This is a genomic window from Candidatus Pantoea soli (genome assembly GCF_007833795.1).
Taxonomy (GTDB): Bacteria; Pseudomonadota; Gammaproteobacteria; order Enterobacterales; family Enterobacteriaceae; genus Pantoea; species Pantoea soli.
This window is the reverse complement of record NZ_CP032702.1, coordinates 15,584-28,275: the sequence shown is the minus strand read 5'-3', so window position 1 is coordinate 28,275 and position 12,692 is coordinate 15,584. Positions and strand designations below refer to the sequence as shown.

Below are 12,692 nucleotides of genomic sequence, written 5' to 3'. Positions count from 1 at the left end.
GGATCGCGATAAATGGCAGGGAATTAGCGTGACGCGGAGTGGCTCAGGTTACGGAGATTCTCCCTAACCCGGCGCGGGGCGCGCACCGCCACCGGCTGCGGACGGGTTTGCCAGACATAGCGCAGCGACGCCACCAGGCACAGGCTGTAACCGAACAGCTCGCTGCCCTCTTCAGCCATATTTTTGACTACCCGGTTATAGCCCTCCAGCATCAGCTGCTGCCACAGCGCATGCATACCAAACAGGCGCGAGAACACCAGCACTGCCAGCAGGCCGGCTGCCATCATCTGCCAGCTGCGATGCTGCAGCAGCGCCGCCAGGCCGGGCAGAATCTGCCGCGGTTCGCGCAGGGCCAGCGCAAAGCAGGCCGCCGTGGTCGCCAGCGCAAACCAGACCCAGGCACCGTGCTGCACCAGATCAAACAGGAAATCCAGCTCGCGAATCAGCATGCAGCTGTAAAAGCCGCCCACCAGAATCAGCGCGCTGCGCTGCTGCGGGCGTTGCGCCGCCGCAAGGAAAAACAGAGCCGCGATCAGCGCCAGCATGCCTTCCTGCGTGCCCTCGGTAAAGGAGGTTTCATGCACCGCATCGTGCATCCAGTTGACGTCGATCCAGACCATCGCCATACAGAAAGCCAAAACGATTCCACTGATGAGAAAGACCGCCAGTTCGCGGCTAATAAGAGTAATATTTTCACGCATAACGTTACCAAAATAAGAAAAATAATTAGCGCGCTTATTATATTTTCCTCAGTTCTGGCCACTTCGCTTTTCATGCCGCTTCAGAAGCTGGCGCTGACGCCCAGGCTGTAAATCTGCTGCTCACCCGTGCTGTCTGCGCCCGTCTGGGCAAAAGAGGTGAAGGCCGCCAGATTGCGGCCAAGCGGCAGGCTGGCGCCCACGCTGACATCCATCCAGTTGCTTTCGCGGCCCGCTTCCCCGGCATCGATGCGCGCCGCAGTCGGACGATCGTCGTTAAGCTGATAGCTGTAACTCACCTGCGCCCAGGGCGAAATCCAGCCCAGCGCACGCTCCACGCGCCAGCCGAAGGAGGCAATGTGACCGGCGTTATTGCTGTCCACCCGTTCACATTTCGGACAGCTTAAGCGGGAATCATCCACCGCAAACTGTGCCACGGGTCCGGTGCTGATACCGGCATTCACGGGCATAGACCAGCCAGCGGAGTAGCGACTGGCCAGCGGCGCGCTGCCGGCACTGCCGGTGTCCGTATGCAGTACGAAGCCGCTGTCACCGGGTGCGCGCAGAGCCGCCTCAAGCAGGCCGCTGTCGCTGCTCTCCTCCCACACCAGGTGATTACTGAATACTTTTTCGGCCAGAATGGCATTGTAATCCGGCGCACCGCGCGGGTCTGCCTGATCCCAGGCAGAGGCCGGTGCAGCCATAAAAAGCAGCCATACGCTGCTGAAAGCCAGCGCGAGAATGTGCTGGCCTGTCCGCTGACTTTTCTGCAACATGAATGACTCCTGACGAGCCGGATAAGAAATGAGCCTGATTTTTGATCCGGGCCAGCCGCGCAGGCCAGGCGTGCCCCTGTCAGTAACAGCGTGGCAGCAATGCCTGAATAAAACCTTAACGGGCGGCAGGCGGCACCGCATTGATTAACTATTAATCGATTCCGCAATACGTCAAGCAATGAATGGTTTTTTCTTATGTAAAGGGAGTGAGGCAATGCAGCGATGTGGCTGGGTAACCGCTGATCCGCTCTATATCGCGTACCATGATAGCGAATGGGGTATCCCGCAAACTGATAAGCGAGCCTTATTTGAGATGCTGTGCCTGGAAGGGCAGCAGGCCGGGCTCGCCTGGATCACCGTGCTGAAAAAACGCGAAAACTACCGGCGAGCGTTTCACGGCTTTGACCCGCACGCTATCGCGCTGATGGATGAAGCCGATGTCATGCGCCTGCTGCAGGACAGCAGTCTGATCCGCCATCGCGGTAAGCTGGAAGCCATCATCAGTAATGCCCGGGCGATGCTGGCGCTGGAAGCCACGGGCAGAGACTTTTCGCGCTTTATCTGGTCTTTTGTCGATAATCAGCCGGTTTTACACCATTATGCCGATTACCGCGCGGCCCCCACCACCTCGGCCCCTTCTGTTGCGCTGTCGAAGGCGCTAAAGAAGCACGGTTTTAAATTCGTCGGTCCGACAATCTGCCACGCATTTATGCAGGCCTGTGGCCTGATTAACGATCATCAAACCACCTGTTTCTGCCATCCCGATAATCTTTAACGCAAAAATTTACATTTTCAGACAGCACCTCACCTGTTTCCCCATTATTGAACGGCATAATATTGCCGTTTTGGGGTCTGTTTCCCCGTTAAATCTGTGAGGGATTTTCCATGAAAAAGCGTGTATTGACGCTGGCCTTGTTATTAAGCGGCAGCGTAGCGCTGTCGGGCTGTACCACTAACCCTTATACCGGCGAATCTCAGGCCGGAAAATCCGGCATCGGCGCCGGGCTCGGCGCTGTGCTGGGCGCAGGCGTAGGCGTACTCTCTTCGTCGAAAAAAGATCGCGGCAAAGGTGCGCTGATTGGTGCCGCTTCCGGTGCAGCGCTTGGCGGCGGCGTCGGTTATTACATGGACGTACAGGAAGCGAAACTGCGCGACAAAATGCGCGGTACCGGCGTCAGCGTGACGCGTCAGGGCGATAACATCGTGCTGAACATGCCGAATAACGTCACCTTTGATTCCAGCAGCGCCAACCTGAAACCGGCCGGTGCCAACACGCTGACCGGCGTGGCGATGGTGCTGAAAGAGTATCCGAAAACCGCGGTAAACGTGGTGGGCTATACCGACAGCACCGGTTCACGCGCGCTGAATATGCGCCTGTCGCAGCAGCGTGCAGACAGCGTGGCCAGCGCGCTGGTTCTGCAGGGCGTGGCGCAGAATCGCCTGCGTACCCAGGGCATGGGCCCGGATAACCCGGTTGCCACCAATAGCACTGAAGCAGGGAAAGCGCAGAACCGCCGCGTGGAAATCACCCTCAGCCCGCTGGGCTAAACGGCTGGCCGGTCTGCGCCCGCAGATCGGCTTTTTTTCGCGCCTTTTGGCAATTATTGACCTGCTATAATTCAGAAAGCGCTCAAAAAACACCAGAAGATAGAGCCGCCGAAAACTTTATGCTAGCGTGATCGCAAATCGATCAGCGGAACCTTCTCATGTCTCTCAAAGCGATTGCCGCCACGCTCGGCTTATCCGTGACCACCGTAAGCCGCGCGCTTAATGGCTTTGATGATGTGGCGGAAGCCACGCGTAAACGCATCATTGAGGAAGCAGACCGGCGCGGCTATCGCCCGAATGCTGCCGCGCGCCGGCTGAAAACCGGCCGGGCGAACGCCGTCGGGCTGGTGTTTCCTGTCAGTAACGCCACTCTCAATGACAGCTACTACAGCGAAATGCTGCTGACACTCGACCAGCGGCTTGCCCGGCATGAGATCGACCTGCTGTTGCTGCCCGATAAGCCGCAGGATCAGCAGCGTACGCTGCTGCGGATGTTGCGCAGCGGGGCGCTGGATGCGCTGATTGTCACCCATACCACTCCGCACGATCTGCGTCTGCTGCGCCTGCAGCAGAAGGGGTTCCGCTTTCTCACGCTGGGCCGCAGTACGCTGCCGCAGCCCTACGCCTGGTTTGATTACGATAACCATGCCGGTACGCTGCTGGCTGCTCAGCATGCGCTGCAGCAGGGGCATCAGCGGCTGGCCTATCTTGGCGGCAATGAGCCGGGCACCTATATCCTGGAACGCCGCCGGGGGTTTATGGATGCGCTGAAACCGCATCGTCCACCGCCGCAGGTGGTGGCACTGCCGCCCACCCGCCGCGCCGGTTATCAGCAAACCTGCGCCTGGCTGGCGCAGGGCGCGCTGCCGGATGCCATCATCACCGACTGCAGCCCGCTGGGTGAAGGCACCGCGATCGCGCTGCAGCAGGCCGGCCGCCTCAGCGGGCCGCAGGCCGTGGCGCTCTACGTCTATGATGGCCTGCCGCATGACTCCATTGTTGATCAGCCGGTCAACGCCATTCTGCAGTCTTCGCAGCAGCGTATTGGTGAATGCGTCGCCGGCATGGTGCTGGATCTGCTGGAAGACCGGCCGGTGGCGCAGCTGCAAACGCTGTGGCAGCCAATATTACGCCTGACTTCTGACGCACAATGATTGCGTGCCACCGGCGCTGTGATAGTCTTCGCCTGATGCAATTATTCAGGTGTACGTAATGAAAACCAGGCCGCCACGAGCCACAATCAGTGACGTTGCCCGCACGGCACAAACCGGTAAAACCAGCGTTTCCCGCTATCTCAACGGTGAAGTGCATCTGCTTTCGCCCGATCTCAAAGCCCGTATTGAACAGGCCATCGCCGCGCTGAATTATCGTCCCAGCCAGATGGCGCGGGGACTAAAGCGCGGGCGCACGCGCCTGATCGGCCTGATTATTGCTGACATCACCAACCCCTACTCTGTTGATGTGCTGAGCGGCATTGAAGCCGCCTGCCGCGCTCGCGGCTTCACGCTGCTGATGTGTAATACCAACAACGAAGTGGATCTGGAGCAGCACTATCTGCAGCTGCTCAGCAGTTACCAGGTTGAGGGTATTGTCGTCAACGCGGTCGGAATGCACGAAGCGGTGCTCAACCGCCTGCAGCAGTCAATGCTGCCGATGGTGCTGATCGACCGTAAAATTCCCGATTTTGCCTGCGACGTGGTCGGCCTGAACAATCCGGAAGCGGGACAGATTGCCACCCAGCATCTGCTGGATAACGGCTATGACGCGCTGCTGTTTCTCAGCGAGCCACTTGGCAGCGTGAACACCCGTCGCGAGCGTCTCGCCGCCTTTTTCGACACGGTAAAGCGGGCGCCGCAGGTGATTGCAGAAAACGCTGAAGTCCCGCTGCATCAGCCTCAGCCGCTGGAACAGGCCCTGCGCGCATTTCAGCAGCGCCATCCTGACAGGCGCTGCGCAGTAATGGCGGCGAACGGTGCGCTGACGCTGCAGGTGGCGCGTGCTCTGCAGCGCCTGACGCTGCGCTGGGGCGAACACATTGGCCTGCTGGGTTTTGACGAACTGGAGTGGGCGGCACTGGCTGGCGTAGGTATAACCACACTGAAACAGCCGACCTGGCAGATCGGCTATGCCGCGCTGGAACAGGTGATTGCCCGCATTGAAGGCAGCGAGCAGCCGGTCAGCGAACGGGTTTTCTCTGGCGAGCTGATCGTGCGCGGCTCCAGTCAGCCACTGCGTTAACTTTCCCTGGTTCTGGCTCACTTCGTGAGCATGATCATAATTCCGCACTCTGCTGCTTCCCTTTGGAACCGGTTCCATTAAGCTTTTTATATCAAATTACCGCGCAATGACCGGTTGCCATGCAGGGCGACCCGGTGAAAGACGAAACCCGCGATCGCGATGGAAGGCGATGACCACGGAAGGTGAACCGGCGCAGGCACGCGCCGGTGTCGCAGGATAGCAGGCCAGTGGATGCTCAGCCTGATGGCGTCAGGGAGGATGCATCTACCGGACAGCCGGCATGGATCGCCGGCCACGCTGCCGCAGCAGTCGATCTCAGGGTGCGCAGTGATGCGCACCGGTATGCAGTGATGAACGCCCCTGCGCCTGCCGCAGGGTGCGTTTTCATCCACAGCGGTAATCAGCACAGCACATCGGGCGGACGCGTCACCGCACGCCTTCGCCGCGGAGGAAGAATGAAGAAACCGGAAATTATTGTGGTCACCGCTGCCTATGGTGCGCAGCAGGTGGCAGAGATGGGTGGTCAGGCGGCGCTGCTGCCGCTGATTAAAGCCGCCGGCGCCGATGGCGTGGAAATCCGCCGGGAGTTGTTCAGCGGCAATGCGCTGAGCTTTCTGCCCGCACTCGGGCATTCCCTGCGTCAGCATCAGCTGACCGCCAGCTATTCGGTGCCGGAATCGCTGTGGCTGGACGACGGCGCGCTCAACCCGCGCCTGGCGCAGTATCTGCAGGAAGCAGAGCAGCTGGGCGCACAGCGCCTGAAACTGGCGCTGGGACACTATGTGGATCTGCACGCGCGCCAGCTGGCTGATGTGCTCGCCACCTCTTCCGTCACGCTGGTCATTGAAAATGACCAGACGCCTGACTGCAGGCTGGCACCGATGCTGCGCTTCTTCCATCACGCCTGCGATGCCGCCCTGCCGCTGGATATGACGTTTGATATGGGCAACTGGCTGTGGACCGGCGAAGACGCGTTACAGGCGGCGGCACAACTCAGCCGCTATGTCAGCTACATTCATGTTAAGGCGGCGGTGCCGCACGGTGACAGCTTCCGTGCCATCGCGCTGGACGAAGCCGGAGACAGCTGGCGTACCCTGCTGCATGCGCTGCCAGCCGATGCGCCGCGCGGCATTGAATTCCCGCTGCAGGGTGACGATTTAGTGGCGGTCACACGCCATTATGTCGACCTGCTGCGTGCGGTGTAAGGAGCTTATCATGACACACTCTTCTCAGCTGGACGTGGTCACCATCGGCGAAGCGATGGCGATGTTTATCGCCCGGCAAACCGGCGATCTGGCCGCCGCGGACCAGTTTGTTAAACGCATTGCCGGTGCTGAACTGAACGTGGCGATTGGTCTGGCCCGTCTGGGTTTGCAGGTTGGCTGGGTCAGCCGCGTCGGCGATGACAGCTTCGGCCGCTTTACGCTGCAGCAGCTGGCGAAAGAAGGCGTGGATCACCGCTGCGTGACGGTGGATAACCGCTACCGCACCGGTTTCCAGCTGAAAGCGCGCGTTGAAGATGGTTCCGATCCGGAAGTGGAGTATTTCCGCAAAGGTTCGGCAGCCAGCCATCTCTCACCGGAAGATTTCAACGCCGACTATTTTGGCAGTGCGCGCCACCTGCACCTGAGCGGCGTGGCCGCTGCGCTCTCTGACAGTTCACTGGCGCTGGCCAGCCACGCCGCGAAAGAGATGCGCGCGCGTGGCAAAACCATTTCCTTCGATCCTAATCTGCGCCCGGTGTTATGGCGCAGTGAAGAAGAGATGCGTAAGCAGCTGAACAGGCTGGCAGAATATGCCGACTGGGTGCTGCCGGGCGAAAAAGAGGGGCTGATTCTTACCGGCTACCGTCAGCCGGAAGCCATTGCCGATTTCTACCTCGACAAAGGCGTCCGCGCGGTCGTGATCAAAACCGGCTGCGACGGTGCCTGGTATAAAACGGCTGACGGCGAAAAAGGCGTAGTTGAGCCGATTCGCGTGGAGAACGTCGTGGATACCGTGGGCGCAGGCGATGGCTTTGCCGTCGGCGTCATCAGCGCGCTGCTGGAAGGGAAATCGCTGCCGCAGGCCATTCTGCGCGGCAACAAAATTGGTTCACTGGCGATTCAGGTTGCCGGTGACAGTGAAGGCCTGCCGACGCGCGCTGCGCTCGGCGATTATTAATTTAACGCACCAAAACGGATCGATGTAGATACCCTTAATCTGTCCCTACAACACTATTATTTTGAGGCGCATCAACAGAATGCGCCCGCCTCAACCAGAGGAGTCACCCATGAAATCGCAGACAATCGCGCCAAAACGCTGGTGGTTTATCATGCCCATCGTGTTTATCACCTACAGTCTGGCGTATCTGGACCGGGCGAACTTTAGCTTCGCCTCTGCCGCAGGGATAAACGACGATCTCGGCATTACCAAAGGCATGTCATCGCTGCTGGGTGCCCTGTTCTTCCTTGGCTACTTCTTCTTTCAGATTCCCGGCGCGGTCTATGCCGAGCGCCGCAGCGTAAAAAAACTGATTTTCTGGTGTCTGATTCTGTGGGGCGGCTGCGCCTCGCTGACCGGTATCGTCAGCAATATTCCGATGCTGGCCGCCATCCGTTTTGTGCTGGGCGTGGTGGAAGCAGCCGTGATGCCGGCGATGCTGATTTACATCAGCAACTGGTTCACTAAATCTGAACGTTCGCGTGCCAACACCTTCCTGATTCTCGGCAACCCGGTCACCGTACTGTGGATGTCGGTGGTATCGGGTTATCTGATCAACTCGTTCGGCTGGCGGGAAATGTTCATCATCGAAGGCTTCCCGGCGGTGATCTGGGCGATTGCCTGGTGGTTCCTGGTGCAGGATAAGCCGGCTCAGGCCAAATGGATGAGCGATGAAGAGAAAGCCGCGCTGCAGGCGCAGCTGCAGAAAGAGCAGGAAAACATCAAGGCCGTACGCAACTATGGTGAGGCGTTCCGTAACCGCAACGTGATCATCCTGTGCATGCAGTACTTTGCCTGGAGCATCGGCGTGTACGGCTTCGTTCTGTGGCTGCCGTCTATTCTGCGTAACGGTACGCAGATGGGCATGGTGGAAGCGGGCTGGCTGTCGGCGGTGCCTTATCTGGTCGCGACCATTGCCATGGTCGTGGTGTCGTGGGCCTCCGATAAAACCCAGAACCGTAAACTGTTTGTCTGGCCGCTGCTGCTGATTGGGGCGCTGGCGTTCCTCGGCTCGTACCTGGCAGGCTCCAGCAATTTCTGGCTCTCCTATGCGCTGCTGGTGATTGCCGGCGGAGCGATGTATGCGCCGTACGGCCCGTTCTTTGCCATCATTCCGGAAATGCTGCCGCGTAACGTTGCCGGCGGGGCAATGGCGCTGATCAACAGCATGGGTGCGCTGGGTTCTTTCGTCGGCTCGTGGATCGTAGGCTATCTTAATGGTGCTACCGGCAGTCCGGCCGCCTCATACATCTTTATGGGTGCCGCGCTGCTGGCGTCCGTCTGGCTGACGCTGATTGTCAAACCGGCCACCAGCAAAACGCCGCCCTTTCACGGTGTAAAGCCCGCTTAATTCGTCAGGAGGCCAGCAGGCCTCCTCAGCATTTTACAGGGAGCAACGAATGAAACCTGCTGTAATCCTCTACAAAAGCCTGCCCGCTGACCTGCGGGCAAAGCTGGATGAACATTTCAGCGTAACCGAAGTGAAAGATGTGACGCCGGAAACGGTGCGTCAGCATGCGGAGCAGTTTGCTGCTGCGCAGGGCCTGCTGGGTTCCGGCGGCAAAGTGAATAGCGACCTGCTGGCCGCCATGCCGGCACTGCGCGCCTGCTCTACTGTGTCCGTAGGGTATGACAATTTTGATGTGGATGCGCTGAATCAGCGTCACGTGCTGCTGATGCACACGCCAACCGTGCTGACCGAAACCGTGGCCGATACCATGATGGCGCTGGTGCTCAGCACCGCCCGCCGCGTGCCGGAGCTGGATAAATGGGTGCGCGACGGCAAGTGGCAGAAGAGCATCGGCCCGGCGGAGTTCGGCGTAGATGTGCACCATAAAACGCTGGGTATCCTCGGCATGGGCCGTATTGGTCTGGCGCTGGCACAGCGCGCGCATTTCGGCTTCGGCATGAATATTCTGTATAACGCCCGCCGTCAGCATGAAGAAGCCGAGACCCGCTTTGGCGCGCGCGCCTGCGATCTGGAAACGCTGCTGAAAGAGAGCGATTTTGTCTGCATCAGCCTGCCGCTGACAGAGCAGACGCATCACATGATCGGCGCGGCGCAGCTGAAGCTGATGAAGCCGAGCGCCATCCTGATCAACGCCGGACGCGGTCCGGTGGTGGATGAGCAGGCGCTGACCGCCGCACTGAAAGACGGCACGATCCACGCCGCCGGTCTGGATGTGTTTGAAGTGGAGCCGGTTCCGGCAGACGCAGAGATCCTGACGCTGCCGAATGTGGTCGCGCTGCCGCACATCGGCTCAGCCACGCACGAAACCCGTTATGGCATGGCGCGCGACGCCGTGGAGAACCTGATTGCCGCGCTCAGTGGCCGGGTGGAAAAAAACTGCGTTAACCCGCAAATCCTCGGCTGAATCCCGTACGGAAGCCATTGCGCCTGCCCGCAGCGGGCGCTATGGTGGTTTCCCCATTCGCACTCACATTATTTTTACTTCCTATGTCTTTTTCTCAGTTCGGCGACAAATTTACCCAGCACACCGGCATCTCACGTCTGATGGAAGACATGGGAGAAGGCCTGCGCACGCCCGGCACGATCATGCTGGGCGGCGGCAATCCGGCGCAGATTCCGGCCATCAACGATTACTTCAGCCAGCTGCTGCTGCAGATGCATCAGGAGGGCAAGCTCAGCGAAGCGCTGTGTAACTATGACGGCCCGCGCGGCAAAACGTTGCTGCTGGAATCCCTTGCCGCCCTGCTGCGCGATGAGCTGGGCTGGCAGGTTACGCCGCAGAACATTGCGCTGACCAACGGCAGCCAGAGCGCGTTCTTCTATCTGTTTAACCTGTTTGCCGGCCGCCGCGCCGATGGCAGCCGCAGGCGCGTGCTGTTTCCGCTGGCGCCTGAGTATCTTGGCTATGCGGATGCCGGGCTGGAGGAGGATCTGTTTGTCTCTGCCAGACCCACCATTGAGCTGCTGCCGGAAGGCCAGTTCAAATACCACGTGGATTTTGACCACCTGCCGCTGAATGACGATGTGGGGTTAATCTGCGTCTCGCGGCCGACCAATCCGACCGGCAACGTGATCACCGATGAAGAGCTGCTGCAGCTTGACGCGCTGGCACAGCAGCACGACATACCGCTGCTGATTGATAACGCCTACGGCGTGCCGTTCCCCGGCATCATCTTCAGTGAAGCGCGCCCGCTGTGGAACCCGAACACCATTCTGTGCATGAGCCTGTCAAAACTCGGTCTGCCGGGTGCCCGCTGCGGCATCATCGTTGCCGATGAGAAAACCATCAGCGCGATCGGCAACATGAACGGCATCATCAGTCTGGCACCGGGCAGCATGGGGCCGGCGCTGGCGAATGAGATGATTGTACGCGGCGATCTGCTGCGCCTGTCGCAGGAGGTTATCCGCCCGTTCTATCAGGATAAATTGCGCGAGACGCTGGCGATTCTGCGCCGTTATCTGCCGGAGGATCGCTGTCTGATTCACAAGCCGGAAGGGGCAATTTTTCTCTGGCTGTGGTTCCGTGATTTACCGATCACCACCGAGGCGCTCTATCAGCGGCTGAAAGCGCGCGGCGTGCTGATGGTGCCAGGCCACTTCTTCTTCCCGGGCCTGGAACAGGCGTGGCCGCACACCCATCAGTGCATGCGCATGAACTACGTGCCGGAAGCCAGCAAGATTGAGCGAGCGGTTCAGATCCTGGCCGAAGAGCTGGAAAGCGCGTTTGCCGGTTAATCCGTACCTGCGTGCCGCAATTCTGCAGCGCGCAGGCTTTCGCGGTGCGGCGGGCTTATTGTGACGCGGGTAATGACAGCTGGCACCACTGTGCCAGCTGCTGAATTGCCTGCTCCACCTCTGCATTCCAGCCAAACCCGGCGTTCAGCCGGAAACAGTGATCGTAGCGGTGATCGGTGGCGAATATATGCCCCGGCGCAATACCAATCCCGGCATTGCGCGCCTTAAGAAACAGCGCACGCACATTCAGCGCCTGATGCGGCATCGTCACCCATAATACATAGCCGCCTTCCGGATCAGAAACGCGCGTCCCCGGCGGGAAATAACGCAGCACGGCCTGACGCATCTGCTGTATCTGCTTTTTCAGTTCGCGCCGCAGTTTGCGCAGATGGGCATCGTAGCCGCCGCTGCGCAGCAGTTCCGCGATGGCGGCCTGCGAGAGCACCGACGTGCCCATGCTGGTGGTGTATTTCAGGGAGGCGATTTTGCGCATGTAGTTCGCACTGTGCACCCAGCCGATACGAATACCGGGCGCCACGGTTTTGGAGAAGCCGCTGCACAGAATGGCGTTCGGACTAAAGGCGCGCATCGGAAACGGACGACGATCGCCAAACGCGGTGTCGCCAAAGATATCATCTTCGATAATCACCACGTCATTCTCGTCCGCCTGGCGCGCAATGTAGGCTTTCTGCTCATTGGGAATGCTTTTACCCAGGGGATTATTGATGTTGCTGATGGTGAGATACGCCTGCACCGCTTTGCGCTGAAATAACGCGGTGAGTTTCTCCACGTTGACGTACCCTTCCGGCCCGGCCTCCACTTCTATGACGCGCAGATTCAGATTGTGCAGCATCTGCAGCAGCACGAAATAACAGGGTGACTCTACCGCCACAATATCGCCGGGCCGGGTGGTGGCGCGCAGCGCCAGCGAGATGGCCTCAATGCAGCCGTTGGTAATTAAGATGTCGTCCGCGCTGATATTGCAGCCATACTCCACCGCGCGGCGGGCGATCTCATTTTTCAGCGGCGCATAGCCGGTGCCTTTCACCGTATTGCCCAGCAGCGCCGGTTTGCTGTAGCCCATCTGGCGCATCAGCAGACCCAGCTTTTTTACCGGATAAAGCGCGATATCACCGTTAGCGAGATCGAGCCGGACGCGACAGTCCGAGCCCAGCATCGCCAGATGCAGCTCCGTTTGCTCATCCAGCGGTGCCACCTCGCGCGGCTGCTCGCTGAACAGCGCCGGGACTTTTTTCTCTGCCACTCGCGGCGCCACAAAAAAGCCCGACTTCGGGCGCGCCACCGCATAGCGCTCATCCTCAAGCGTGCGTAATGTTTTCAGCGCCGTGGTCATGCTGACGTTGTACTGCGTGGCCAGCGTGCGCACCGAAGGCAAACGGCTGTCCGGTGCCAGCGAACCGCTGTGGATCGCCTGTTTTATCTGCTCAGCAATCTGGCGGTAGCGACTGCCCTGACTCTCCTGTTCACCGCTTACATCCGTCATCTGTTCCACCCCATATCGTA

Annotated in this window: 12 protein-coding genes; 9 read left to right on the top strand and 3 right to left on the bottom strand. The window is 59.5% G+C overall.

All coding sequences use genetic code 11. The features are described from left to right. Positions 1-23: 23 nt before the first annotated feature. The gene (locus tag D8B20_RS00130) at positions 24-701 is read right to left on the bottom strand and encodes a hypothetical protein (RefSeq protein WP_145886020.1); all 678 of its coding nucleotides are present in this window, start codon (positions 699-701) and stop codon (positions 24-26) included. Between the two features lie 80 nt (positions 702-781). Further along, positions 782-1,474, bottom strand: coding sequence for an autotransporter domain-containing protein (locus D8B20_RS00125; protein WP_145886018.1), 693 nt, complete (start codon positions 1,472-1,474; stop codon positions 782-784). Between the two features lie 214 nt (positions 1,475-1,688). On the opposite strand from D8B20_RS00125, the gene D8B20_RS00120 reads away from it, so the two are divergent. The 9 genes from D8B20_RS00120 to D8B20_RS00080 all read left to right on the top strand — a co-directional run bounded on the left by D8B20_RS00120 (position 1,689) and on the right by D8B20_RS00080 (position 11,168). Continuing rightward, the gene (locus tag D8B20_RS00120; RefSeq protein WP_145886016.1) at positions 1,689-2,249 is read left to right on the top strand and encodes a DNA-3-methyladenine glycosylase I; all 561 of its coding nucleotides are present in this window, start codon (positions 1,689-1,691) and stop codon (positions 2,247-2,249) included. 110 nt (positions 2,250-2,359) lie between these two features. Next, positions 2,360-3,022, top strand: coding sequence for an OmpA family lipoprotein (locus D8B20_RS00115; RefSeq protein WP_145886014.1), 663 nt, complete (start codon positions 2,360-2,362; stop codon positions 3,020-3,022). A gap of 158 nt (positions 3,023-3,180) precedes the next feature. Continuing rightward, the gene (locus tag D8B20_RS00110) at positions 3,181-4,176 is read left to right on the top strand and encodes a LacI family DNA-binding transcriptional regulator (protein WP_145886012.1); all 996 of its coding nucleotides are present in this window, start codon (positions 3,181-3,183) and stop codon (positions 4,174-4,176) included. Between the two features lie 58 nt (positions 4,177-4,234). Continuing rightward, positions 4,235-5,260: a LacI family DNA-binding transcriptional regulator gene (locus tag D8B20_RS00105; protein WP_145886011.1), complete on the top strand. Its 1,026-nt coding sequence runs from the start codon at positions 4,235-4,237 to the stop codon at positions 5,258-5,260. 455 nt (positions 5,261-5,715) lie between these two features. Further along, complete coding sequence (locus D8B20_RS00100; RefSeq protein ID WP_145886009.1) at positions 5,716-6,465, top strand: sugar phosphate isomerase/epimerase family protein; 750 nt, start codon at positions 5,716-5,718, stop codon at positions 6,463-6,465. Between the two features lie 10 nt (positions 6,466-6,475). After that, positions 6,476-7,423: a sugar kinase gene (locus D8B20_RS00095; protein ID WP_145886008.1), complete on the top strand. Its 948-nt coding sequence runs from the start codon at positions 6,476-6,478 to the stop codon at positions 7,421-7,423. A gap of 109 nt (positions 7,424-7,532) precedes the next feature. Next, a complete protein-coding gene (locus tag D8B20_RS00090; RefSeq protein WP_145886006.1) occupies positions 7,533-8,813 on the top strand; it encodes an MFS transporter in 1,281 nt (426 codons plus the stop codon). A 49-nt stretch (positions 8,814-8,862) separates the two neighbouring features. Further along, positions 8,863-9,837: a glyoxylate/hydroxypyruvate reductase GhrB gene (gene ghrB, locus D8B20_RS00085; protein WP_145886004.1), complete on the top strand. Its 975-nt coding sequence runs from the start codon at positions 8,863-8,865 to the stop codon at positions 9,835-9,837. An 83-nt stretch (positions 9,838-9,920) separates the two neighbouring features. Then, positions 9,921-11,168, top strand: coding sequence for a valine--pyruvate transaminase (locus D8B20_RS00080; RefSeq protein ID WP_145886002.1), 1,248 nt, complete (start codon positions 9,921-9,923; stop codon positions 11,166-11,168). A 55-nt stretch (positions 11,169-11,223) separates the two neighbouring features. On the opposite strand, the gene D8B20_RS00075 is transcribed toward D8B20_RS00080, so the two are convergent. Further along, on the bottom strand, positions 11,224-12,672 hold the full coding sequence (locus D8B20_RS00075; protein ID WP_145886000.1) for an aminotransferase-like domain-containing protein: 1,449 nt from the start codon (positions 12,670-12,672) through the stop codon (positions 11,224-11,226). Between the last annotated feature and the right edge of the window lie 20 nt (positions 12,673-12,692).

Coding starts and splice junctions, on each gene's coding strand:
- D8B20_RS00130 (WP_145886020.1), bottom strand. CDS start 701: ATGCGTGAAAATATTACTCTTATTAGCCGCGAACTGGCGGTCTTTCTC.
- D8B20_RS00125 (WP_145886018.1), bottom strand. CDS start 1,474: ATGTTGCAGAAAAGTCAGCGGACAGGCCAGCACATTCTCGCGCTGGCT.
- D8B20_RS00120 (WP_145886016.1), top strand. CDS start 1,689: ATGCAGCGATGTGGCTGGGTAACCGCTGATCCGCTCTATATCGCGTAC.
- D8B20_RS00115 (WP_145886014.1), top strand. CDS start 2,360: ATGAAAAAGCGTGTATTGACGCTGGCCTTGTTATTAAGCGGCAGCGTA.
- D8B20_RS00110 (WP_145886012.1), top strand. CDS start 3,181: ATGTCTCTCAAAGCGATTGCCGCCACGCTCGGCTTATCCGTGACCACC.
- D8B20_RS00105 (WP_145886011.1), top strand. CDS start 4,235: ATGAAAACCAGGCCGCCACGAGCCACAATCAGTGACGTTGCCCGCACG.
- D8B20_RS00100 (WP_145886009.1), top strand. CDS start 5,716: ATGAAGAAACCGGAAATTATTGTGGTCACCGCTGCCTATGGTGCGCAG.
- D8B20_RS00095 (WP_145886008.1), top strand. CDS start 6,476: ATGACACACTCTTCTCAGCTGGACGTGGTCACCATCGGCGAAGCGATG.
- D8B20_RS00090 (WP_145886006.1), top strand. CDS start 7,533: ATGAAATCGCAGACAATCGCGCCAAAACGCTGGTGGTTTATCATGCCC.
- ghrB (WP_145886004.1), top strand. CDS start 8,863: ATGAAACCTGCTGTAATCCTCTACAAAAGCCTGCCCGCTGACCTGCGG.
- D8B20_RS00080 (WP_145886002.1), top strand. CDS start 9,921: ATGTCTTTTTCTCAGTTCGGCGACAAATTTACCCAGCACACCGGCATC.
- D8B20_RS00075 (WP_145886000.1), bottom strand. CDS start 12,672: ATGACGGATGTAAGCGGTGAACAGGAGAGTCAGGGCAGTCGCTACCGC.